This is a genomic window from Micromonospora palythoicola (assembly GCF_036689795.1).
Classification (GTDB): Bacteria; Actinomycetota; Actinomycetes; order Mycobacteriales; family Micromonosporaceae; genus Micromonospora; species Micromonospora palythoicola.
Genome location: NZ_JBAGKI010000045.1, coordinates 1 through 23050, shown reverse-complemented (window position 1 = coordinate 23050; position 23050 = coordinate 1). Strand labels below are relative to the sequence as shown.

Below are 23050 nucleotides of genomic sequence, written 5' to 3'. Positions count from 1 at the left end.
CTTCGGGTCGCTGATCATCCAGGCAGACCAGAGGAGGGGCCGTGACCCAGACCCGACCGCCGGTGCAGACCATCCCGGCACCCCCGCCGGCCCCCACCACCCGCACCGGCCAGCCCTACGAATACCGCCGCAGCCCCCTCGTCGAACCCGACTGGACCCGCTTCCCCGGCTGGCGCGAGGTCACCCGCGACCAGTGGGAGAGCGCCCAGTGGCAACGGGTCAACTGCGTCAAGAACATCAAGCAACTGCGCACCGTGCTCGGTGACACGGTCGACGACACCTTCTACGCCGACCTCGAAGCCGACCAGCGCGCCCTGGCCACCATGTCCATGCTGGTGACCCCACAGATGATCAACACAATGGCGCCGTACGGCCCACCCACCACCGAGACGCTGCTCGCCGACCCCATCCGGCGCTACATGATCCCGGTCGCCTCCGACCGCCGCACCGACTGGCCGTCCCACCCCTACGCCACCCGCGACTCACTGCACGAACACGACATGTGGGTCGCCGAAGGCCTCACCCACCGCTACCCCACGAAGGTCCTCGCCGAACTGCTCTCCACCTGCCCGCAGTACTGCGGGCACTGCACCCGCATGGACCTGGTCGGCAACTCCACCCCCACGGTGGACAAGCTCAAGCTCAGCCTCAAGCCCGTCGACCGCTACGACGCCCACATCAGCTACCTCAAGGCCCACCCCGGTGTGCGGGACGTCGTCGTCTCCGGCGGCGACGTGGCCAACGTGCCCTGGCGCAACCTCGAGTCCTACCTGATGCGGCTGCTGGAGATCGAAACCATCCGGGACATCCGGCTCGCCACCAAGGCCCTGATGGGTCTGCCCCAGCACTGGCTGCAACCCGACGTCGTCGAGGGCCTGGAACGAGTCGCCCGCACCGCCGCCCGCCGCGGGGTCAACCTCGCCATCCACACCCACGTCAACCACGCCCAGTCGCTCACCCCGCTGGTCGCCAGGGCCGCCCAGACCGCCCTCGACATCGGCGTGCGCGACGTACGCAACCAGGGCGTCCTGATGCGCGGCGTCAACGCGACAAGCACCGACCTGCTCGACCTCTGCTTCGCTCTGCAGGGCGAGGCGGGCATCCTGCCGTACTACTTCTACATGTGCGACATGATCCCCAACGCCGAGCACTGGCGGGTTCCGGTCTGGCACGCCCAGCAGCTCCAGCACGACATCATGGGCTACCTGCCCGGCTACGCCACCCCACGGATCGTCTGCGACGTGCCCTTCGTCGGTAAGCGCTGGGTACACATGGTCACCGAGTACGACCGCGAGCGCGGCATCTCCTACTGGACGAAGAACTACCGCACCTCCATCGAGTCCGCCGACCTGGAGGCGCTCAGCAAGCGCTACGCCTACTACGACCCGATCGACACCCTCCCCGAGGCCGGTCAGCAGTGGTGGCGCGTCCACCGCGACGACTGAACCCGACCGGGCGGCGCCTCTTCGCCGACCTGTGCCACACCGCGAAACGGGCCGCCGGATCATTCCGGCGGCCCGCTCGCGTACCGGCCGATCACTTCGTGAAGGCGTCCTTCGTGTTACGACCGGCCTCCTTGACGTTCTCACCGGCCTGCCGGGTCCGGGCATCGCTCTGCTGGCTGGCGCCCTCGGCCCGCATGCGCTCGTTGTCGGTCATGTCGCCGATCCGCTCCCTGGCGGCGCCGCTCAGTTCCTCGACCTTGTTCTTCGCCTTGTCGGTGAAGCTCATGTCGCCTCCCTGCCTACCTCGGCGGTTGGCGGAGCGGACCGCTCCGCTCTCCTTGGTGTCCCCCCGTCCTGAGACCTGAAACGGCTCGTCGGACGACGTTTGTGGTGCTCGGCGGAGCGTCCTGCCCTGGTGTGCGAGACACACCCGCTAAGGCGTCCTAGGACACTAGGTATGGCCGCCGGGTTGTCCCGTCGGTCCGGCCAGATCGAGCGGGAGGGTCGGCCCCGAAAGTCCACCCCCGGCCATCGGGACAGCGGCGACGACAACGCCCGGCCGCGGCCGATCCCGTCGCCGCCCGGCAGCGGGCGCAGCGGCCTGGTTGACTGGGGGCATGCGCGAGCACGTCAGGGTCGGCACGGTGGGCACGCACCGTGCCGCGGAGCGGAGCGGTACGGCGACGTGAACGAGATCCTGCTCATCCGGCACGGCGAGACCACGTGGAGCGCCAGCCGCCGCCACACCTCGTACACCGACCTGTCGCTCACCCCCGACGGTGAGCGACAGGCCCGGGCGCTCCAGCCGGCCCTCGCCGGGCGTCGGTTCGTCGCGGTGCTGACCAGCCCACGCACGCGGGCACTGCGCACCGCGCAGCTGGCCGGGCTGACCGTGACCCGCTGCGACGACGATCTCGCCGAATGGCACTACGGCGACTACGAGGGCCGTACCACCGCCGAGATCCAGGACGAACACTCCGGCTGGAGCGTCTGGACCGACGGCTGCCCGGGCGGCGAGTCGCCCAGCGAGGTCGGTGAGCGCCTGGACCGACTGCTCGCCAAACTGCATCCCCTGCTCGACCGCGGCCCGGTCGCATTGGTCGGTCACGCGCACGCGCTGCGCGTGCTGGGCGCCCGGTGGATCGGCCTGCCGCCCTCCGCCGGCGGGCTGCTCCGGCTGGACACCGCCACCCTCAGCCTGCTCGGCCACGAACACGGCCGGCGGGTGATCCTCCGCTGGAACCAACCCGTCACCCAGCCCTCCGGGCCCGCGCGGGAGCCGACGGCCCGGCACTGACCGGCCGGCAAGCGGTTCCGGGCGGCGTCGAGCCGGTAGGTGGAGCCTCAGAGGTGGCGCGACGCCTCGTCCAGGAAGTGCTGGGCGTACCGCTCCGGCGGGATGTCGCCGAGGTAGTACTTCTTGAGGTCGTGCCGGATGGGAGCCAGGGGGTCGGCACCGAGGAAGTCGTCGAGGATCACGTCGAGTCCCTGCACCCGGCCACTGTGCGCGTCGATGATGTAGCCGGCCCGTCCCAACGGGAACTCGTCGGTGAACGTCACCGCCGACGTCGAGACGGCCACCATCGCGAAGGGCTTCTCCGAGTACAGATAGTCGGCCACCACACTCGACACGTCCGACACCATCGCGTCCGAGGCGTTGAAGCAGTCGACCACCGACATCTTCACCTCGGCCTGGTTGCCGAAGACGTGCTGCCGCCCGTTGACCCGGCGGTCCTCGTCCAGCAGCGCCTGGATCCGGTCACACTCACGGGCCAGCGCCGGGGACCGGCGGCTGTACGGGTGGGGCCGGAAGACGATGCTGCAACCGCGCGCGACCAGGGCCTTGACCATGTCGTAGCCGACGTGCAGCGAGGAGTAGTTCGAGTCGGCGTAGAAACCCGCCCAGGTCGGTGCGTACAGCACCCGGGGGTTGGCGATCGAGGCGATCGGCTTGGCCGCCACCGCCACGTTCTCCACCTGGGGCCGCCCGACGACGGTGAACATCTCCATCGGCATGCTCACCCCGTTGGCCGCGAACCGGTCGATGGCGGCCTGGCCGGCGACGAAGTTCTTGTCGTACATCCGGAAGACCGGGTTGTGACTCGGCACCTTGTCGCTGTCGCCGTGGTTGAGCTGGATGTGCGTCAGCTTCGTGTACCGGATGAGGTGGTTGTTCCTCGTCGCGGTGTTCACATAGAAGGCGACCCGCAGGGACGGGGTGACGACGGCGTCCAGGTCCTCCAGGGCGGTCCGGAGCACCACCGGGGCCTTGGTGAGCGCCGCGACCTCGTTGAAGTTGGCCTCGCTGCGGACCAGCACGAAGAACCTCCGACCGAGGCGCTCCAGGTACGGCAGCCACATCGCGATCTGGTACGCGGTGCCGGCGGGTGCGTTCCAGTGCACGACGAACGCCGGCTCGTAGGCGGACAGCGCGGTGAAGAGGTTCTGCTCGCTGGTCCGCCTGGCCCGTACCCTGGTCAGCGCCTGCCACGAGGTGAACAGCGCCAGGCCGAGCGCGGCCGCCGACACCGCCGCGGAGATCACCCCGAGGGCGCCGGTGAACGCGCAGCCGAGTGCCACCAGCACCGCGGCACCGTTGACCAGCACGACGCGGCTGGTGTTCGGGCGTCGGTAGGGTCGTGCCCCGATCCCCGGCAGGTTGGCGGTGACCGGGTAGGCGGCACGGGACATGAGCCCCAGCGGCGCCTCGCCGAGCACCGCCAGACCGGCCAGGGCAACGCCGACGGCGAGCGCGGGATCGACGCCGCCGTGCACCACGCCGAGCAGGTACGCGCAGGCGAGCAGGAGTACCCGCGGCACGACCGCCTTCGCGGTGGGCACCGCGCCCCCGCGCAACGCACCACGCCACGTCCAGGCCAGCAGGACGGCCGCGAGCAGGGCCGGCGGCAGTGCCCAGAGCCGGGAGCCGCCCACCGCCGCCAACAGCAGCGCGACGAGGGCCGACACCTCGATCGTGGTGGAGACGAATCGCGCTCCCGCCTTCGAGGTCAGCAAGACCCTCAACCCGGACTTCTCCGGATCAGCCATCGTCACCGTCGGCCCCCGATGGACAACGGGTTGATCCGCAGGACACGCCCCATCCGACCCCGCCAGTTCGCCAGCGATGCCTGCTGCACCTTGAGTTCCTTCTCCAACTCGGTTACCCGCTCCTCGAGCGACTTCTTTCCGCGCGGTTCGCGGAAGGGTGGTTCGAATTCGTAGGCCGGACGTTCCAGATCACCTTCGTGCCCCTGGCGCAGCCAACGCAGCCGGGACATCACCTGGCGCCGCCCGACGACGTCCGAGGCCATCAGCGTGTGCACCGGGCCGGGGAACTTGGCGGCGGCGAGCGCCTTGTCGTAGGCAGGGTTCTCCTTGCCCGGCTGGAACACGTGCTCAAGGTCGTTGTGCTCGAGGAATCGCACGTAGGTGTCGAAGGTCTCGGCCTGACGCGGCCCGAAGGCGTCGAAATCCGCCTCCTCGTAGAGCCGCTGCGCGTCGACGTCCGGCGGCAGCTCCGAGTAGAGGCGGTACGGAATGCCGTGGTACTCGGAAAGCTCGACGGTGCGGGAGTCGTGGGCCAGCACCACCGACGGTGTGCCCGCCAGCACGCCCGCGACGTTGCCGTGGATGCGGGTACCGAAGGCGAAGTGCTGCTCGGCCATGAACTCGACCCAGGTCGACGCGTCCACGAAGAAGCGCATCCGGTCGTTCTCGTACAGCGGATGGTCGGTGTGGATGGGCATCCGCTTGTTGGGAACCTTGGCCGGGTTCTCGCCCCACAGCATCAGCGCCAACCGGTGATGCTGCTGCGGCACGATGACGCTGTTGGGGTAACGGTTGGTGTTCGCCTCGACCAGCCGGTCCACCCCCTTGACCTTCGGGGTGTACGAGATGGCCATCGGGCTGTCGTAGGCCAGCCGATCCACCTTGCGCACCAGGGGCCCCAGCGGCCCGTTGCCGAACATCGACGGGCAGCCGATCACCCGCACGTGCTCGTCACCGAAGCCCAGGTACTTCAGCAGGCGGGCCGTGTACTCGCCGCGTACGCCGATGGACGCCGACCGGTCGAGCACGGCCCGGGTGAACCGGGTGACGATCTTCTTGTAGTCGTCGGGTAGCGAGCTGAACTCGGTGCCGTACGGCAGCTGCGCGCCGATACCGACCACCGTGACCGGAATCGTCAGCCGTTCGATGACCTTGGCGAGACGTTCCAGGTGCGGCAGGAAGGTGTCCCGGTACGAGTTCGCCATCGGCAGGACGAACCGGTCGAACTCCTCGTTGGTCCGGTTGATGTAGGTGCCCAGGTGAACCGGGCGTTCATGCACGTAGGAGTTCGCGACCACCTCGGCGTCGGGCACGCTCAGCACCCGGAACACCGCGCTGTAGAACAGCATGTTCCCAGAGTTCGACCCGAAGACACCCAACCGAGAGGTTGACAGGCTTTGCTCATGGGACAGCACTGTCAACGGACTCTTGCCGGCGCGGATGAGGATGCGTGTCATGGGCGGACCCCGGACGCCGTCTGGCTGGAGCGCGATCGCATCGATCGATTCACCTCATCCTCCCCTTCGAGACACGCGACGTGACCGGGACGGGGCGGCACGAATCGGCCCGGCGTCCGGTCATAATCCGGGTCTCACTTTCCGCTGAATCAGGGATGGATCCTAGCCGCGTCTCCGGCGCCGCGGCAGCACGGGGTGTCCCGGGTCAGCCCGCCTGCCGGCTCGCCACCTCGGGCGACACGTCTCAGGGGCGGTGGTGGTTTGCCGGGTGGCCGACGACCTTGGGTGGCCGGTGCTCGTACGGGGTGGACAGCACCACGGTGGTGCGGGTGGTGACGTTCGCCGACGTCCTGATCTCCTGGAGCACCCGTTCCAGGTCGACCGGGCTGGCCACCCGGACCAGCAGCAGGTAGAAGTCCTCCCCCGCCACCGAGTAGCAGGAGTCGATCTCCGGTAAGTGCGCCAGCCGCTCCGGCGCGTCGTCCGGCTGCGACGGATCGAACGGCCGGATCGCCACGAACGCCGTCAAGGGCAGGTTCAGCGCCTCGAACGAGACCCGGGCGGCGTAACCCTTGATCACCCCGCGCTGCTCCAGCCGCCGTACCCGCTGATGCACCGCGGAGACCGACAGGCCGACCTTCTCCGCCAGATCCGTGTACGACAGTCGGCCGTCCGCGGTCAGCGCCACCACGATGGCGCGGTCGATCTCCTCCACGGCGTGCAACCTACCGGGTACGGCCGGTCGACGCGACCGACAAGCCCGCCCGCCGTCGCGGTCGGTCGGCGGGTGCTCGCGTACGGTCAGCCCTTCGCCAGCGCCCGGGAGATCACCAGCCGTTGGATCTGGTTGGTCCCCTCCACGATCTGCAGCACCTTCGCCTCCCGCAGGTACCGCTCGACCGGATGGTCGGCGACGTAACCGGCACCGCCGAGCACCTGCACCGCGTCGAGGGTCACCCGCATCGCCACGTCCGTGGCGAACAGCTTCGCCTTGGCCGCCTCGACCGAGTACGGCCGACCGGCGTCGCGGAGCCGGGCCGCGGCCAGGGTCAACGCCCGGGCGGCGGAGATCTGGGTGGCGAGGTCGGCCAGGGTGAACCCGAGCCCCTGGAAGTCGATGATCGACCGGCCGAACTGCTCGCGCTGCCGGGCGTAGTCCACCGCGTAGTCCAGCGCCGCCTGGGCCAACCCGACCGCGCAGGCCGCGATGCCCAGGCGACCGGAGTCCAGGGCCGACATGGCGATGGTGAACCCCGCCCCGTCGCCGCCGATCAGCCGGTCGGCCGGCACCCGGGCCTCGTCGAAGACGATCTGCGCCACCGGGGAGGAGCGCAGCCCCATGGTGCGCTCGGCGGCCTGCGGGTGCAGACCCGGTGTGGCGCGGTCGGCGAGCAGGCAGGAGATGCCCTTCGGGCCCGGGCCGCCGGTGCGGCAGAAGACGTTGTAGAAGTCGGCCACCCGGGCGTGGGTGATCCACGCCTTGGTGCCGGTGACCAGATAACCGTCGCCGTCGCGCACCGCCCTGGTGGTCAGCGCCGCGGCGTCCGAACCACCCTGCGGCTCGGACAGGCAGTACGCCCCGAGCAACTCGCCGCCGATCATGTCGGGCAGCAGCTTGCGCTGTTCCTCGCTGCCGAAGGCGGCGACCGGGTAGCAGGACAGGGTGTGCACGCTCACCGCCTCGGCGACCGCGAGCCAGCGGCCGGCGAGGATCTCCAGCACCTGGAGATAGACCTCGTACGGCTGGGCGGCGCCGCCGTACTCCTCCGGGTACGGCAGGCCGAGCAGACCCGCCCGGCCCAGCGTGCGCAGCACCTCCCGGGGGAACTCGGCCCGCTGCTCGTGCTCGACCACCTTCGGCGCGAGTTCCCGGTCGGCCAGTTCGGTGGTCAACTCCAGCAGGTCGCGAGCCTCGTCGGTGGGCAGGATCCGGTCGACAGTCATAGCGCGATGAGCTCCGTGGGGATGGTGTTCAGCCGTCGTACGCCGTCCGTCGTGCAGACGACGATGTCCTCGATCCGGGCGCCGTGCCGCCCGGCCAGGTAGATGCCCGGTTCGACGGAGAAGGTCATCCCCGCCGCCAACGCGCGGTCGTTGCCGGCCACCACGTACGGCTCCTCGTGGCCGTCCAGACCGATGCCGTGGCCGGTGCGGTGCAGGAACGCGTCGCCGTAACCGGCCGCCGTGATCGGTGCGCGGGCGGCGGCGTCGACGGCCTCGGCGCTCACCCCGGGGCGGACCGCCGCCACGGCGGCGCGGTGCGCCTCGTGCAGCACCGCGTAGTAGTCGACGAACGCGGCGGGTGCCGGCCCACCGCTGACATAGGTGCGGGTGCAGTCGGAGCGGTAGCCCGAGGGCATGGTGCCGCCGATGTCCACCACGACCGGCTCGCCCGCGCCGATCGGCCGGTCGGCGGTGCCGTGATGCGGGCTGGCGGCGTTCGGGCCGGCTGCCACGATGACGAAGTCGACAGTGACATGGCCGGCCGCCCGGATCGCGGCGGCGATGTCGGCGGCCACCTCCACCTCGGTCCGTCCCGGTCGCAGCCACCGCCCCATCCGGGCGTGCACCGCGTCGATCGCCGCGCCGGCCTCGGCGAGCGCCGCCACCTCCGCGGGCGACTTGTGGACGCGCAGCTCCCGCAGGACCGTCGAGGCGAGCCGCTGCCGGGCGTCGGGCAGCAGCGCACGCAGTGCCAGCACCTGCTCGGCCCACATCCGGTCGGCCAGCCCGACCGCGCCGACCGGCCCGCCGAGCGCGGCGGTCACCAGTGGGTACGGGTCCGTGCCGTCCGCGTGGTCGACGATGCGTACCCCGGTGGCCGGCGCCGGCGACGCCTCGGCCGCCGGCCGTTCCAGGGTCGGCACGATCAGCGTCGGCTCGCCCTCGGCGGGCAGCACCAGCAGGGTCAGCCGCTCACCGGCGTGCGCGTCGTAACCGGTCAGGTAGCGCAGGTCGGAGCCGGGGCTGAGCAGCAGCGCGTCCATCCCGGCGGCGGCCACGGCACGCTGCGCGGCGGCCAGCCGCCCCGGCGGATACAGCTCCTCGAACCCCACTCCGCTAGCTTAACGGTCGTTTGGGCCAACCGGCGCTGGCGGTGCCGGGCCGCCACGACGCACCGGTCAGGAATCGAGAAGCACCGACCAGCCGGACGTCACTAGCTTGACCAGGGTAGATACCCGGCCGGGCAGCCGCTCGGGCCGGTGCGCAGTGTCACCCGGGAGGTTCGTGATGAGTGGAAGCAACTGGATCCGGCAGACCCATCGGTGGCTGGCGATCGCGTTCACGGTGACCGTCGCCGTCACCTTCGTCGCGCTCGCACAGGAGGATCCGGTCGAGTGGCTCGCCTACCTGCCGCTGCTGCCGCTGGCCCTGCTGATGCTCACCGGCCTGTACCTGTTCGTGCTGCCGTACGTCACCAAGCGGCGCCGTCGGCGGGCCACGGCCGGCGCGAGCTGAGGACGCCGCGGGGTCAGTCCGTCAGCCAGAGGCAGAACGGGTGGCCGTCCGGGTCCAGGCAGACCCGGACGTCCTCCTGAGGCTGGAAAGCGGCGAGCGTCGCCCCGCAGGCCAGCGCGTGCTCCAGCGCGGCCGGCAGGTCCTGCACCCCGATCTCCAGGTGCATCATCATCTGCTGCCGGCCGGGCTGCGCCGGCCAGCTCGGCCGCACGTACGCGCGTTCCCGCTGGAAGGACAGCCCGACCCCACCGTCGGCGGCCCGCAGGATCACGTCGTCGGCCTCCTCGACCGCGATGTCCCAGCCGAGCAGGCGCGCGTAGAAGCGGGCCAGGGCCGCCGGGTCCGGGGTGTCGAGATTCACCGTGGTCAGCGTCAGCCGGGTCGGTACGGTCATCGGGCCCTCCCTCGTCGCGCCGACGGAACGCACCGCCGACCTGCCGTACGTCGTGAACGTCGGTGCGGTGTGCCAGGCTGTCGGGCGTGACAGCGCAGACCCCGATCATGCTCATCGACGCGCCCAGTCTCTACTTCCGGGCATACTTCGGCATCCCCGAGGCCGCCGCGAAGACCGCCGACGGCCAGCCGGTGAACGCGGTGCGCGGTTTCCTGGACATGCTCGCCCACCTGGTGCGCACCCGCCGGCCGGGGCGGATGGTGTGCGCGATGGACCACGACTGGCGGCCCGACTGGCGGGTCGCGCTGCTGCCGTCGTACAAGGCGCACCGGGTGGCTCCGGAGGGTGGCGAGGTGGTGCCGGACACCCTCTCCCCGCAGGTGCCGATGATCCTGGAGGTGCTCGACGCGCTGGGGGTGACCGTGGTCGGCGCGACCGGCTACGAGGCCGACGACGTGCTGGGCACCCTCTCGGTCACCGAGCCCGGTCCGGTGGAGGTGGTCTCCGGTGACCGCGACCTGTTCCAGCTGATCGACGACGCCCGGGGCGTGCGGCTGCTCTACGTCGGGCGAGGAGTGGCCAAGCTGGAGGACTGCGACGACGCCGCCGTGCGCGCCCGCTACGGGGTACCGGCCGACCGGTACGCCGAGTTCGCCGCGTTGCGCGGCGACCCGTCCGACGGGCTGCCCGGGGTGGCCGGCGTCGGCGAGAAGACCGCCGCCCGGCTGGTCGACAAGTACGGCGACATCGCCGGCATCCTCGCCGCCCTGGACGACCCGGCCGCCGGTTTCGCACCCGGGCTGCGCACCAAGCTCGCCGCGGCCCGGGACTACCTGGCCGTGGCGCCGAAGGTGGTCCGGGTCGCCCTGGACGTGCCGCTGCCACCGCTGTCCACCGAGCTGCCGGTGTCGCCGGCCGACCCGCAACGGTTGCTCGACCTGGCCGAGCGGTGGAACCTCGCCGGCTCGACCCGGCGCCTGGTCGACGCGCTCGCCACCCGCACCGCGACGAGCTGACCCGCGCCGGGCCAGCAGGTAGCCCGGGGGCGACGGCGACCGTGGACCGGTAGCGGTGGTCCCGTCCGGTGCGGTGACGGTGAACAGCAGTTCCCCTGCTGGCCCGGCTGCGCGCCGGCAGCCGCCGTCACGGCCAGGCTGAGCAGCTCCGAACCCCAGTCGCTGTCGATGGTCAGCTCGCAGGTGATGACCGCGACGCCCCCGGGCTCAGGTGACCTCGCGCAGGTAGCCGTCGATGGCGGCGGCCAGGATCCGCTCGCCGGGACGCGCCCAGACCTCGGCGTTGAAGACCTCCACCTCGATCGGGCCGGTGTAGCCGGCCGCGTCGACCGCCTCGCGCAGCCGGCGCAGCTCGATGCAGCCGTCGCCGGGCAGCGCCCGGCCGAGCAGCACCCCCTCCGGCAGCGGGGTGACCCAGTCGCAGACCTGGAACGCGGCGATCCACTCCCCCGCGCGGGCGATCTGGTCGTACACGGTGTCGTCCCACCACACGTGGTACGCGTCCACCACCACACCGACCACGCCCGGATCGAACCGTTCGGCGATGTCCAACGCCTGACCGAGGGTGGCGATGACGCACCGGTCGGCGGCGAACATCGGGTGCAGCGGTTCGATGGCCAGGGTCACCCCGGCGGCGTCGGCGTGCGGCGCGAGTTCGGTGATCGCGTCCGCGACCCGGGCGCGGGCGCCGTCGATGTCCCGGCTGCCGGGGGGCAGGCCGCCGGAGACCAGGACCAGCACCGGGGCGCCGAGGGTGGCCGCCTCGTCGATGGCCCGCAGGTTCTGCTCCCGCCAGTCGTCGGCGGTGAAGAACCCGCCCCGGCACAGGGTGGTGACCGTCAGCCCGGCGTCACGGACCAGCTTCGCGGTGCGGCCGAGACCGTACCCCGTCACCGGTTCCCGCCACAGGCCGATGCCCGGTACCCCGGCGGCGACACAACCGGCGACCACGTCGGGCAGCGGCCAGTGCTGGGCGGTGGCCTGGTTGAACGAGAACCGGCGCAGGGCCGCCCGGCTCGCCGGGCCGGTCACCGGGTCACCCCGGCCACGGTGAAGAAGGCCCGGGCGCGGGCGGCGGCCAGCTCGGCGTCGGGCAGCAGGCCGGCGGCGTCGGCGAGGGTGAGCAGGGTGCCCAGGTGCTCGGGTGTCCGGCCGGACTGCAACCCACCGACCATCGTGAAGTGCTCCTGGTGCCCGGCGAGCCAGGCGAGGAAGACGATCCCCGTCTTGTAGTACCAGGTGGGTGCGGCGAACAGGTGCCGGGCCAGCGGCACGGTCGGGGCGAAGATCTCGTCGTACCGGTCCAGGTCACCGCGGTCGAGGGCGGCGAGCGCGGCCGACGCGGCCGGCGCGATGGCGGCGAAGACCCCGAGCAGCGCGTCGGAGTGGCCGGTCCCGTCGCCCCGGATCAGCTCCGGGTAGTGGAAGTCGTCGCCGGTGTAGAGGCGTACGCCCGCCGGCAGCCGGCGGCGCAACGCCACCTCGCGCCCGGCGTCGAGCAGCGACACCTTGATGCCGTCCACCCGGGCCGCGTGGGCCTTGAGCAGCTCGACGACGGTGTCGGCGGCCAGGTCCAGGTCGGTGGTGCCCCAGTAGCCGGACAGGGCCGGGTCGAACATCGGACCGAGCCAGTGCAGCACCACCGGCTGGTCGGCGGCGTGCAACAGTTCGTCGTACACCCGCAGGTAGTCCTCCGGGCCACGGGCGGCGGCGGCCAGGTGCCGACTGCACATCAGCACCGGCACCGCCCCGGCGGCCCGCACGTCGTCGAGCTGTTCCCGGTAGGCGGCGGTGACCTCGGCGAGCGTCGCCGGGCCGGGCGGCAACTGATCGGTGGCGGCTCCGGCGACGATCCGACCACCGACGGACCGCGCCTCGGCCGCGCTGCGGCGGATCAGCTCCCGGGTCGCCGGGTAGTCCAGACCCATGCCGCGCTGCGCGGTGTCCATCGCCTCGGCCACCCCCAGGCCGTAGGACCACAGGTGGCGGCGGAAGGCGAGGGTGCGGTCCCAGTCCAGCACCGCCGGGGCGCCGGGGGTGTTGTCGCCGGCCGGGTCGGCCACCACGTGGGCGGCGGCGTACGCGACGCGGGTGCGCGGCGGGGCCTCGGGGCGCGGATGCCCGCTGCCGCCGGACAACCGGATCCGCCGGCCGCCGGGCAGGGTCACCTCGGTGCCGCTCACGCCGCCGCCTCGCTCCGCTCGCCGGCGGCGCGAGGCGCCGCGCTACCGAGCCTGCTGGTTCGCTCGCTTCGCTCGCTCACAGGGTCAGCTCCGGCACCTCGACACGGCGGCCCTCGCGGGCCGACAGCAGGCCAAGCTCGGCCAGCTGCACGCCCCGGGCACCGGCCAGGAAGTCCCACGGGAACGGCTCGCCGGTGGCCACGTGCCGCAGGAACGCCTCCCACTGCACCTTGAAGCCGTTGTCGAAGTCCTCGTTGTCCGGCACCTCCGTCCACTGCGACCGGAAGTCCTCGGTGGCGGGCAGGTCCGGGTTCCAGACCGGCTTGGGGGTGACCGCCCGGTGTTGCACCCGACAGCGCCGCAGCCCGGCGACCGCGCTGCCCTCGGTGCCGTCGACCTGGAACTCGACGAGCTCGTCGCGGTGCACCCGGACGCACCAGGACGAGTTGAGCTGGGCGATGACGCCGCCCGCCAGCTCGAAGACGCCGTAGGCGGCATCATCGGCGGTGGCCTCGTAGGGCCGCCCGGCCTCGTCGACCCGACGGGGGATGTGCGTGGCGACGGTGGCGGACACGGCGCGTACCTCACCGAACAGTTCCGCGAGCACGTAGTGCCAGTGCGGGAACATGTCCACCACGATGCCGCCGCCGTCGGCGGCCCGGTAGTTCCACGAGGGGCGTTGGGCGGGTTGCCAGTCGCCCTCGAAGACCCAGTAGCCGAACTCGCCGCGAACCGAGAGCACCCGGCCGAAGAAGCCAGCGTCGAGCAGCCGCTTGAGCTTGCGCAGCCCCGGCAGGAAGAGCTTGTCCTGCACCACGCCGGTGCGTACGCCGGCCGCCCGGGCGGCACGCGCCAGGTCGAGAGCGGCCGCAATGTCCTCGGCGAGGGGCTTCTCGGTGTAGATGTGCTTGCCGGCGTCGATGGCCTGCCGGATCGCCTTCTCCCGCTGCTGGGTCACCTGCGCGTCGAAGTAGACCTCGGTGTCGTCGCGGGCCAGGGCGGCGCTCAGGTCGGTGGTCCAGTCGTCCAGGCCGTGGCGCTCGGCGATCTCGCGCAGCTTGGCCTCGCTGCGGCCGACGAGGACGAGGTGCGGCCAGACGGTGGTGCCGTCGGCCAGCGGCACCCCACCGGCGGACCGGATGGCCAGCAGGGAGCGCACCAGATGCTGCCGGTATCCCATCCGGCCGGTGACGCCGTTCACGATGATGCCGATCGACCTGCGGGTCATGGGGGTCCTTCCGTCGTAGGCGCTCGGACCGGGTGAGGTAAGCGCTTTCCCGCCCAGATTAGGCCGCCCCTCCGAGGCCAGGCAAGGGCTTACCCGACGACGGCGCGTCCGGCCTCGGCGGCCGATGGCGGGCCGAACAAAGCGCTGGCCACCTCGCCACCGCAACGAGGACCATCAGTGGATGGATCGCCAGTCCGACGAGATCGTCGCGTACTACACCGAGCGGTACCGCGAGGACCTGCGGCTCGCCGCACGGCCGCAGGCTCGGCTGGAGCGGGCCCGCACGCTGGAACTGCTGCGCGAGTACCTGCCCGCGCCACCTGCCCGGATCCTGGACGTCGGCGGAGGGACCGGCGAGTACGCCCGGGCCCTCGTCGCCCTCGGCTACCGGGTACGCCTGCTCGACCTGGTGCCCGCGCACGTCGCCCAGGCCCGCGCCGGCCACCCCACCGTCGACGCGGACGTCGCCGACGCCCGCACGCTGCCCGAGCCCGACGACGGCTACGACGCCACCCTGCTGCTCGGGCCGCTCTACCACCTGCCCCGGCGCGCCGACCGGTGCCGGGCCCTGGCGGAGGCGGTCCGGGTCACGCGGCCCGGCGGTCGCGTCCTCGCCGCCGCGATCTCGCGATTCGCCGGGCCGCTGGACTTCGCCGCCACCGGTCGGCTGGACGACCGGATGGTCGAGGAAGCCGCGGTGCTGCTCACCGACGGCCGGAACGACGCGCGTCTCGGTTTCACCCACGCCTACTTCCACCGGGTCGAGGAACTGCTCGACGAATGCCGGACCGCCGGCCTGGTCGACCTGGTCGTCGACGGTATCGAGGGGCCGGCCTGGATCGCCGCCGAGGCGGCCGCGCACGGGCCGATGGCGGAGACCGTGTTCGCCGCCGCGTTGCGGCTCGCCCGCGTCTATGGGCGGGAGCCCGCTCTGGTCACGGCGAGTGCCCATCTGCTCGCCCGGGGCACCGTCCGCGATCCGTCGGACATCGGGCGGGACCGGCCGGACCTGCGGGCTTGACCTGCGCTAACCACGCCCCGATGCGGGCCCCCGCCCTGGGGTACGGTGTCGCTGGTCGCCGCTACAGCGGCCGGCGCGACGCGTGAGGGGGCGGGTGTGGCGACGCTGTCCGATGTGGCCCGACGGGCCGGTGTCTCACCCGCCACCGCCTCGCGCGTGATCAACGGCAGCAGCAAGCCGGTCACCGAGGAACTGCGCGAACGGGTGCTGCGCGCCGTCGCCGAGCTGCAGTACGTGCCCAACGCCCACGCCCAACTGCTGGCCCGGTCGCATCGCGGCGCCGTCGGGGTGATCGTGCACGACGTCTCCGATCCGTACTTCGCGGAGATCACCCGGGGCCTGCAACGCGTCGCGACCGACCAGGGCCGGTTGTTGATGATCTGCAACAGCTACCGCGACCCGGAGCGGGAACTGGAGTACGTCGAGCTGCTGCGGGGCCAGCAGGTCGCCGCCATCATCCTGGCCGGTTCCGGGTACCACGACGCCGACTTCACCCGGCTGCTCAACGGCAAGCTCGCCGCGTACGAGGCCACCGGCGGTCGGGTCGCGGTGATCGGCCGCCACGAACACTCCGGTGACGCGGTGATGCCGGACAACCGGGGCGGCGGCGAACTCCTCGGTCGGGAACTGTGCCGCCTCGGCCACGAACGCATCGGTGTGGTGGCCGGTCCCCGGGTGTTGACCACCATCACCGACCGACTCGCCGGGTTGCGCGCGGCGCTCGCCGAGCACGGCCGGGAGCTGCCGGAACACCGCGTCCGGTACGCCGACTTCGACCGCGACGGCGGCGCCGAGGCCACCGCCGCGCTGCTCGACGCCGAGCCCGGGCTGACCGCGATCGCGGCGCTCAACGACTCGATGGCCATCGGCGCGCTGGCGCTGCTACGCGCCCGTGCGGTGCCGGTGCCGCAGCAGGTGAGCGTGTTCGGTTTCGACGACATGCCGGTGGCCCGGGACGTCACCCCGGCGCTGACCACTGTCCGCCTGCCGCTTGTCGAGATGGGCGCCCGCGCGATGGCCCTGGCCCTGGACCCGGGAGCCGCAGGTCCCCGGATCGAGTCGCTCGCCGCCGACCTGGTCCGTCGGGACAGCGCCGGTCCCGCCCCGGGCTGAGCCGGCGGGCCGCTGGCCGACCGGTGCGTACCCGCGCGACGCCGACGACCTGCCGAGGGCTCGTCCACCGGCACCGAAAACGTTATCGTAGGTGATCATCGTAAGGAGTCTCATGCCCCGCGCGCACCTCACCATCAACCCGGCGTTCACCATCGGGCCGGTCCGTCGACGACTCTTCGGCGGCTTCGTCGAGCACCTCGGCCGGCACATCTACGACGGCATCCACGAGCCCGAGCATCCCAGCGCCGGGCCGGACGGATTCCGGCGTGACGTCATCGAGCTGGTCAAGGAACTGGGCGTCAGCACGGTCCGGTACCCGGGCGGCAACTTCGTCTCCGGCTACAACTGGGAGGACGGGGTCGGGCCGGTGGCCGAGCGACCGCGTCGGCTCGACCTCGCCTGGCACTCCACCGAGACCAACCAGGTCGGCCTGCACGAGTTCCAGCACTGGCTCGACCTGGTGGGCAGCGAGCTGATGCTGGCGGTGAACCTCGGCACCCGCGGCCCGAAGGAGGCCGTCGAGCTGCTGGAGTACACGAACCTGCCGGCCGGCACCGCCCGCGCCGCGCAACGGGCCGCCAACGGACGGGAGAAGCCGTTCGGCATCGCGATGTGGTGCCTCGGCAACGAGATGGACGGCCCCTGGCAGCTCGGCCACCGCGACGCCACCGACTACGGCAAGCTCGCGTCGATGACGGCCAAGGCGATGCGCCAGGTGGATCAGAACCTGGAGCTGGTCGCCTGCGGGTCGTCCGGCCGGGGCATGCCGACCTTCGGCGAGTGGGAACGCGTCGTGCTGAACCACGCCTACGACGACGTCGACTACATCTCCTGCCACGCCTACTACCAGGAACACGACGGTGATCTCGCGAGCTTCCTCGCCTCCGGCGTCGACATGGACACCTACATCGAGGCGGTGGTCGCGACCGTCGACCACGTACGCACGGTCAAACGGTCGTCCAAGCGGGTGGATCTCGCGTTCGACGAGTGGAACATCTGGTACATGAGCCGGTGGCAGGAAAAGGCACGTACCTTCACCATCGACGAGTGGCCGGTCGCACCACGCCTGCTCGAGGACCGCTACACCGTCGCGGACGCCGTCGTCCTCGGCGGTCTGCTGATCTCCCTGCTCAACCACGCCGACCGGGTCACCTCGGCGAACCTCGCGCAACTCGTCAACGTGATCGCACCGATCATGACCGAGCCCGGCGGTCCGGCCTGGCGGCAGACGACGTTCTTCCCGTTCTCGGTGACCTCGCACGCCGCCCGGGGCGACGCGCTGCGGGTGCTGGCCGACGCCGACGAGACGACCACCGCGACCTTCGGCTCGGTGCCGGTGGTGTCCGCGGCCTCGACCAGCGACGGCACCGGGCTGTCGGTCTTCCTGCAGAACCGGCACCTCACCGAGGCGACGACGGTGACGATCGACCTGCGCGCCTTCCAGCCGACCGGTGCGGTCTCGGCCCGGGGCATCTGGGACACCGACGTGCGCGCGGCCAACGACCTGCGCGACCCGCACCGGGTCGGGCTGCGGAACAACGACACCGCGCGGCTCTCCGACGGCCTGCTCACCGTCGAACTGCCGCCCGTGTCGTGGACCGCGCTGACGATCCCGCAGGCAACCCCGTCCGGCGAGTCCTGACCGTACCCACGGTCGGCCGTATCCTTTCGCAGTGACCTCGGCGCTCGGGAAGCTGACCCGGCAGCAGCAGACGCTGCTGGCGCGGTGGCTTCCCGGGGCGAGCGTCGAGGCCGATCACAGCTGGGGGTTGGTGGCCACCACCGTCCTTGAGGTGACCTGCGCGGGTGCGCGATTCATCGTCAAGGCCAGCGCAGAGGACGACCACGGCATCCGGCGCGAACTGGACGCCCATGCCAACTGGTTGCGGCCCTGGACCGATCGGAATCGCGCGCCGACCCTCTTGCACGGCGACGCCGACGCGAAGCTGCTCGTCACCCGTCACCTGCCCGGCCGGTTGGTGCTGGGCAGCGAGCACGCCGGGGATCCCCGCCTCTACCGGCAGGCCGGCGAGTTGCTGGCGCTGCTGCACGCCCAACTCGCCGTCACCGACGACGACCACGAGAGACGCGAGAAGGAGAGGTCGTTGGCCTGGCTGGGCCGACCACATCGGATCGCCCCGCACACCGTGCGGCGGCTCCGGGCCGAAATCGCCTCCTGGCCGACCCCGTCCGCGTCCCTGGTACCCACCCACGGTGACTGGCAGCCCCGGAACTGGCTGGTCCACGACGGCGTGCTCGGTGTGATCGATTTCGGTCGCGCCGCGCTGCGTCCCGCGTACACGGACCTCGGTCGACTGGCCGCCCGGGAGTTCCGTGGTGATCCGACGCTCGAGGCGGCCTTCCTCGACGGGTACGGACCCGACCCTCGTGAGCCGCACGCGTGGCACCGCAACCAGATCCGCGAGGCGATCGGCACCGCGGCGTGGGCGTACCGGGTGGGCGACGAGGCGTTCGAGGCCCAGGGCCACCGCATGATCGCCGAGGCGCTCGGGGATGCCCGGGGCTGATGGCCACGCGATGCGATCATCATGGCCATGCGCAAGATTGTCGTGACGACGGCCGCTGTCCTGCTGGTGTCGGGTTGCACCGGCGGATCGGCGGGCACGGGCACCTCGGCCCCCTCCGACGGACCACCCGACGCCGTCGCCGCCGACGCGCCGGCACCGGGTTGGCGGCTGGCCACGCTGCCGGAGCTGGCCGGGCCCACGAGCGTGCTGTGGGACGTGGTGTCGGTGGACGCGAGGCACGCCTGGGCCGTCGGTAGCGAGGCTTACTCGCCCGACCAGCCGAACGACACCGGCACCCCGTTGGTCCTTCGGTGGGACGGAACGAACTGGACACGAGCGGTCGTGCCGGCGACCTCCTGGCACGGCCGGCTCGACCTCGTCGCGGCCGACTCGCCGGCGAATGTCTGGGCGGTCGGCAGCACGGCCGCCGCCACCCCGGAGGAGCAGGTGACGCACGTCCTGCGCTACGACGGCAGCACCTGGCGCGAGGTGCCGTTCGCGCGCGGCGACGGCGAGACCCACGCACTGATCACCGGACTTGCCGTCCTCGGAGAACAGACCTGGTTGGTGGGCAACGACGGCAGCAATGTGATCATCAAGCAGTGGGACGGACGATCCTGGCGGTCACACCAGCCGCCCGCCGAGTGCCGCACCGGCGGCACGTCCTTCGGTGGAATGCCGAACTTCTGCACCGTCACCACGATCAAGGCCATCGGGCCGAATGACGTCTGGGCCGCCGGCAACGGCGCGTGGCAAGGCTTCAAGGGCCCGTTGCTCTTCCACTGGAACGGCTCGGGCTGGCGTACGGTCCAGGTGGGCGTCAACAACGACGAGTCCTCGTTCCGAGCGCTCGCTGGTCGATCCTCCAGCGAGCTGTGGGCGGTCGGCGACGGTGGGTTGGCCGTGCGCGGGGGCGGTGGATCGTTCGAACTGCTCAGGTACGCGCCGGGTGGCGCGATGCCCGACGTGGTCACCGACCACGCCGGACAGCCGTGGCTGATCGACAACTCGTCGGCGCCGAGCGCTTCGCTTGTCACGTACCGGACGGGCGGATGGGCCGGCGTTGCGGCGCCGCAGCCGCCGGACGCGGTCGGCCTGAGCCTGCACGGCATCGCCGGGACCCCGGGCAGTTCCCTGATGTTCGCGGTGGGCGCGGCAGATCTCCCCACCACCCCGCGCTACCTGCGGGGGGTCGTGCTCGAGTACGTACCGGACGCGTCGACCGGATCACGCCACTGACGTCTTCGTGGAACCACCTCGGTCGGCGGTCGGCGCAGCCAGCGTCCCGCCGGAGAGCCAGGCGCTGGACACATCGCGGAAACCCGGCAGGCCACGGCATGTTGCACTGATCGGATAGACGTAGCCGCATGCGTAGATTTCTGTTGGCGGCCGCGCTGACCGTGGCTCTGGTGGCTGGGGCTGCCGGGCCGGCGACGGCCGCCCCGCCCGCGAGCCCCACGCCGGGGTCGGTGAGCGAGGGCTGGTCGATGGCCGGCGGGGAGTTGACCTGGCGCTCGGGCGAACGGGTGCCGATCGGTGACGCCGCGGTCGAGTTCTGGTCCGGCGACCGGCGTCTCGGTCGCGCCCGCCCGCACCCGGACGGCCGGACCTTCAGCCTCGCCCTGGAGGCTCCCGCCCAACTCGGCGAACTGACGGTGCGCGCGGGCGGCAGGAGGATGGACGAGGAGGTCCCGCCCGCCACCCGCCGAGCCGCGCCGCCGGTCGTCGCGCCGCCGGGCCGACAGCCGGTCGCTGCCGTGGATCCCGGCATCCCCGGCCCCTACCGGCAGGTGACCGGGGAGTACGCCCTGCCCGACGTGAAGCTGCCGGAGTTCCCGGAGCAGGTCGAGATGCGCGCCGTCGTGGTCGCGCCGGTGGGCGCTTCCGGGGTACGGCCGCTCGCGTTGTTCCTGCACGGTCGGCACGCCTTCTGCTATCGCGGTGACGAGTACGGGCCGCAGGTCTGGCCCTGCCCGGCCGGCGCCGAGCCGATCCCGAGTCACCGTGGTTACCTACAGGCTCAGCGGCTGCTCGCCTCCCAGGGCTATCTGACCGTGTCGATCTCGGCGAACGGGATCAACGGCCAGGACTGGGCGTCCGAGGATGGTGGTGCCCAGGCCCGCTCCGACCTGGTCCAGCTGCATCTGGCGAAGTGGGCCGACTGGGCCGGCACCGGTCGGGCCGGCGCGCCGGAGGTGGTCCGTGCCGCGCCCCGCGCCGACCTGTCCCGGGTGTTCCTGGTGGGTCACTCCCGCGGCGGTGAGGGCGTCAGCCGGGCGGCGATGGACTCGCTGACCCCGCCACCGTCCGGCCAGGACGGCTATCCGGGCCGGGTCCGCTGGACCATCCGGGGCATGCTGCTGATCGGCCCGACCCTGTTCGGGCACAATCCGGTGCCGGACGTACCGTCGGTGACGATCCTGCCCGGCTGCGACGGCGACGTCTACGACCACCAGGGCCAGCTTTTCGTGGACGAGACCCGCGACATCGGCGGTAGTCGGGCGCTGCGCAGCGCGCTGTACATGCTCGGCGCGAACCACAACTTCTTCAACACGGAGTGGACGCCCGGTCAGTCGGTGGCCCCGTCGAACGACGACTTCGCCACGGTCGGCGATCCCGATCCGATCTGCTCACCGGGCACCGCGACCCGGCTCACCGCGACGCAGCAGCAGACCGCGGGCGCGACGTACATCGCCGCCGCCGCGCGGCTGTTCGTCGGCGGTGACGACCGGGTCCGGCCGCTGCTCGACGGTAGCGGCCGGCGCGCGCCGTCGGCCGACCCGGCCCGGGTGCTCAGTCACGCTCTCGGCGGAAACCGCACGCCGTTGCTCACGCCGGACCCGTCGACCAGGCTGTCCGACGGGGCCCGGATCTGTGACCAGGTGAGTGACGACCCGCAGCGGTCCTGCCTCGATCCGGAGGATCCCAACGCGCTGCTGGCCCACTTCGTGCCGTTCCTCTGGACCGTGCCCGAGCCCGACCGGTACGCGGCGGCGCTGAACTGGTCCGCCGCCGGCCGTCCGATCCGGCTGTCACCGGCCCGCCCGGTCGCCGTCACCGGTGCCCGGGACCTCGCCCTGCGCGTGATCGTCCCGCCGAACACCACCGACACCCGGTTCGACGTCGCCGTGATCGACCCGGACGGCCGGCGCAGCCGGTTGGGCGCGGTCCGGATCGACGGGCTGCCCGGGACGGAGTACACGACCTCCTACTGGGCGCAGGAGGTGCGGGTGCCGCTCAAGGGCGGACCGGCACGGGTCGCCGCCATCGAGATCACCCCGCGTACCGCTGACGGTCGGGCGTGGCTGCTCGACGCGTGGGCCTGGCGACCGGGCACGCCGCGCGGCGATGCTTCCGCTCCGTCCCGGTTGGACATCGGCACCGTGGACGTGCGGGAGGGCGACTCGGGCACGAAGACGTACGAGGCTCCGGTGTCGGTGACCGGCGGTGGCGGTGGCACGGTGCGGCTGTACGTCACCGACGAGCTGGGCAACAGCCGCTCCTGGCTGGCCACCATCCGACCCGGCCAGCGCAGCATCCGGATCCCCGTCGAGGTCGTCGGCGACACGCTGTGGAACTACACCGAGCAGCACACGTTGGCGGCCAAGGCGGAGCGGGGCCTCGTGGTCGGCAGCTACGTCGGAGGAGTGGCCGTGCTCAACGACGATCCGGTGCCGGCGGTCGACATCGAGTCCACGTCGGCCCGGGCCGCCGAGGGTGAGCAGCTCACCTGGCGGTTCACCGCGTCCGCGCCGACCGAGGCCGGCATCTTCGCGTACGCCCTGGCGCAGGTTCCCGCCGACCGGGTCGAGCTGTCCACCACCGACGTCGACCCGGAGTGGTTCGCCATCTTCGCGGCCGAGCCGGTGGAGCCGGCCCGACCGCTGTCGCAGACCTGGCTCGCGCCGGTCCTGTCGATCCCGCCGGACGGCCCCGGCGGTGAGCTGACCGTGCCGACGATCACCGACTCGGTCGACGAGCCCGACGAGTGGGTCGAGCTGGGGGTCTTCAACCCCGTCGTCGGGCCGGTGCCGGAGGTGGTGCTGACCGGGGTGGTGACCGACGGCTGACCCGTACCGCCCGCCGGCCGCCCCACCGGGGGGGCCGGCGGGGGGGGGGCGGGACGGGGGCCGCGCGCCCCCGACGCGGGGGGGGGGG

20 protein-coding genes are annotated in these 23050 nt (G+C 72.0%); 10 read left to right on the top strand and 10 right to left on the bottom strand.

Annotated features, from left to right (window positions below; translation table 11 throughout):
* Positions 1–41 precede the first annotated feature (41 nt).
* Positions 42–1445, top strand: a complete 1404-nt coding sequence (locus V5O40_RS19385) for a KamA family radical SAM protein (RefSeq protein ID WP_281581270.1) — start codon at positions 42–44, stop codon at positions 1443–1445.
* Between the two features lie 91 nt (positions 1446–1536).
* On the opposite strand, the gene V5O40_RS19380 is transcribed toward V5O40_RS19385, so the two are convergent.
* Positions 1537–1731, bottom strand: a complete 195-nt coding sequence (locus V5O40_RS19380; protein WP_332906780.1) for a CsbD family protein — start codon at positions 1729–1731, stop codon at positions 1537–1539.
* A gap of 399 nt (positions 1732–2130) precedes the next feature.
* Between V5O40_RS19380 and V5O40_RS19375 the strand changes: the two genes are divergently transcribed.
* Positions 2131–2742, top strand: a complete 612-nt coding sequence (locus tag V5O40_RS19375) for a histidine phosphatase family protein (RefSeq protein WP_332906779.1) — start codon at positions 2131–2133, stop codon at positions 2740–2742.
* A 47-nt stretch (positions 2743–2789) separates the two neighbouring features.
* Here the strand turns inward: V5O40_RS19375 and V5O40_RS19370 are convergent, their stop codons facing one another.
* The 5 genes from V5O40_RS19370 to V5O40_RS19350 all read right to left on the bottom strand — a co-directional run bounded on the left by V5O40_RS19370 (position 2790) and on the right by V5O40_RS19350 (position 9006).
* Entirely contained in the window at positions 2790–4469 is a 1680-nt protein-coding gene (locus tag V5O40_RS19370; RefSeq protein ID WP_332906778.1) for a CDP-glycerol glycerophosphotransferase family protein, read from the bottom strand.
* Positions 4470–4495: 26 nt separating this feature from the next.
* On the bottom strand, positions 4496–5842 hold the full coding sequence (locus tag V5O40_RS19365; protein ID WP_332906777.1) for a polysaccharide pyruvyl transferase family protein: 1347 nt from the start codon (positions 5840–5842) through the stop codon (positions 4496–4498).
* A gap of 352 nt (positions 5843–6194) precedes the next feature.
* Positions 6195–6665 (bottom strand): Lrp/AsnC family transcriptional regulator, encoded by a 471-nt coding sequence (locus V5O40_RS19360; protein ID WP_332906776.1) that lies wholly within the window; start codon positions 6663–6665, stop codon positions 6195–6197.
* Positions 6666–6751: 86 nt separating this feature from the next.
* The gene (locus tag V5O40_RS19355) at positions 6752–7894 is read right to left on the bottom strand and encodes an acyl-CoA dehydrogenase family protein (protein ID WP_332906775.1); all 1143 of its coding nucleotides are present in this window, start codon (positions 7892–7894) and stop codon (positions 6752–6754) included.
* Positions 7891–9006, bottom strand: a complete 1116-nt coding sequence (locus tag V5O40_RS19350) for a M24 family metallopeptidase (RefSeq protein ID WP_332906774.1) — start codon at positions 9004–9006, stop codon at positions 7891–7893. Before V5O40_RS19350 ends, V5O40_RS19355 begins: the two co-directional genes overlap by 4 nt.
* A gap of 175 nt (positions 9007–9181) precedes the next feature.
* Between V5O40_RS19350 and V5O40_RS19345 the strand changes: the two genes are divergently transcribed.
* A complete protein-coding gene (locus V5O40_RS19345) occupies positions 9182–9409 on the top strand; it encodes a hypothetical protein (RefSeq protein WP_332906773.1) in 228 nt (75 codons plus the stop codon).
* A 13-nt stretch (positions 9410–9422) separates the two neighbouring features.
* Here V5O40_RS19345 and V5O40_RS19340 read toward each other — a convergent pair whose 3' ends face one another.
* Positions 9423–9803, bottom strand: a complete 381-nt coding sequence (locus tag V5O40_RS19340) for a VOC family protein (RefSeq protein WP_332906772.1) — start codon at positions 9801–9803, stop codon at positions 9423–9425.
* Positions 9804–9910: 107 nt separating this feature from the next.
* Between V5O40_RS19340 and V5O40_RS19335 the strand changes: the two genes are divergently transcribed.
* Complete coding sequence (locus tag V5O40_RS19335; protein WP_332906798.1) at positions 9911–10819, top strand: 5'-3' exonuclease; 909 nt, start codon at positions 9911–9913, stop codon at positions 10817–10819.
* 207 nt (positions 10820–11026) lie between these two features.
* Here the strand turns inward: V5O40_RS19335 and V5O40_RS19330 are convergent, their stop codons facing one another.
* The 3 genes from V5O40_RS19330 to V5O40_RS19320 all read right to left on the bottom strand — a co-directional run bounded on the left by V5O40_RS19330 (position 11027) and on the right by V5O40_RS19320 (position 14230).
* Positions 11027–11851 (bottom strand): sugar phosphate isomerase/epimerase family protein, encoded by an 825-nt coding sequence (locus V5O40_RS19330; RefSeq protein WP_332906771.1) that lies wholly within the window; start codon positions 11849–11851, stop codon positions 11027–11029.
* A complete protein-coding gene (locus tag V5O40_RS19325) occupies positions 11848–13002 on the bottom strand; it encodes a dihydrodipicolinate synthase family protein (RefSeq protein WP_332906770.1) in 1155 nt (384 codons plus the stop codon). The genes V5O40_RS19330 and V5O40_RS19325 overlap by 4 nt, the downstream gene beginning before the upstream one ends.
* 76 nt (positions 13003–13078) lie before the next feature.
* On the bottom strand, positions 13079–14230 hold the full coding sequence (locus tag V5O40_RS19320; protein WP_332906769.1) for a Gfo/Idh/MocA family protein: 1152 nt from the start codon (positions 14228–14230) through the stop codon (positions 13079–13081).
* Positions 14231–14411: 181 nt separating this feature from the next.
* Between V5O40_RS19320 and V5O40_RS19315 the strand changes: the two genes are divergently transcribed.
* The 6 genes from V5O40_RS19315 to V5O40_RS19290 all read left to right on the top strand — a co-directional run bounded on the left by V5O40_RS19315 (position 14412) and on the right by V5O40_RS19290 (position 22962).
* A complete protein-coding gene (locus tag V5O40_RS19315; protein WP_332906768.1) occupies positions 14412–15251 on the top strand; it encodes a class I SAM-dependent methyltransferase in 840 nt (279 codons plus the stop codon).
* 96 nt (positions 15252–15347) lie between these two features.
* Positions 15348–16364 carry a LacI family DNA-binding transcriptional regulator gene (locus tag V5O40_RS19310; protein WP_332906767.1) on the top strand — a complete coding sequence of 339 codons (1017 nt, stop codon included), beginning with the start codon at positions 15348–15350 and terminating at the stop codon, positions 16362–16364.
* 112 nt (positions 16365–16476) lie between these two features.
* Positions 16477–18006, top strand: a complete 1530-nt coding sequence (arfA, locus tag V5O40_RS19305; protein ID WP_332906766.1) for an arabinosylfuranosidase ArfA — start codon at positions 16477–16479, stop codon at positions 18004–18006.
* Positions 18007–18037: 31 nt separating this feature from the next.
* On the top strand, positions 18038–18892 hold the full coding sequence (locus V5O40_RS19300) for a phosphotransferase (protein ID WP_332906765.1): 855 nt from the start codon (positions 18038–18040) through the stop codon (positions 18890–18892).
* Positions 18893–18919: 27 nt separating this feature from the next.
* On the top strand, positions 18920–20131 hold the full coding sequence (locus V5O40_RS19295; protein WP_332906764.1) for a hypothetical protein: 1212 nt from the start codon (positions 18920–18922) through the stop codon (positions 20129–20131).
* Positions 20132–20259: 128 nt separating this feature from the next.
* Entirely contained in the window at positions 20260–22962 is a 2703-nt protein-coding gene (locus V5O40_RS19290; protein WP_332906763.1) for a S9 family peptidase, read from the top strand.
* Positions 22963–23050: the final 88 nt, after the last annotated feature.

Coding starts and splice junctions, on each gene's coding strand:
- V5O40_RS19380 (WP_332906780.1), bottom strand. CDS start 1,731: ATGAGCTTCACCGACAAGGCGAAGAACAAGGTCGAGGAACTGAGCGGC.
- V5O40_RS19365 (WP_332906777.1), bottom strand. CDS start 5,842: ATGCTGTTCTACAGCGCGGTGTTCCGGGTGCTGAGCGTGCCCGACGCC.
- V5O40_RS19355 (WP_332906775.1), bottom strand. CDS start 7,894: ATGACTGTCGACCGGATCCTGCCCACCGACGAGGCTCGCGACCTGCTG.
- V5O40_RS19345 (WP_332906773.1), top strand. CDS start 9,182: ATGAGTGGAAGCAACTGGATCCGGCAGACCCATCGGTGGCTGGCGATC.
- V5O40_RS19340 (WP_332906772.1), bottom strand. CDS start 9,803: ATGACCGTACCGACCCGGCTGACGCTGACCACGGTGAATCTCGACACC.
- V5O40_RS19335 (WP_332906798.1), top strand. CDS start 9,911: ATGCTCATCGACGCGCCCAGTCTCTACTTCCGGGCATACTTCGGCATC.
- V5O40_RS19320 (WP_332906769.1), bottom strand. CDS start 14,230: ATGACCCGCAGGTCGATCGGCATCATCGTGAACGGCGTCACCGGCCGG.
- V5O40_RS19315 (WP_332906768.1), top strand. CDS start 14,412: ATGGATCGCCAGTCCGACGAGATCGTCGCGTACTACACCGAGCGGTAC.
- arfA (WP_332906766.1), top strand. CDS start 16,477: ATGCCCCGCGCGCACCTCACCATCAACCCGGCGTTCACCATCGGGCCG.
- V5O40_RS19295 (WP_332906764.1), top strand. CDS start 18,920: ATGCGCAAGATTGTCGTGACGACGGCCGCTGTCCTGCTGGTGTCGGGT.
- V5O40_RS19290 (WP_332906763.1), top strand. CDS start 20,260: ATGCGTAGATTTCTGTTGGCGGCCGCGCTGACCGTGGCTCTGGTGGCT.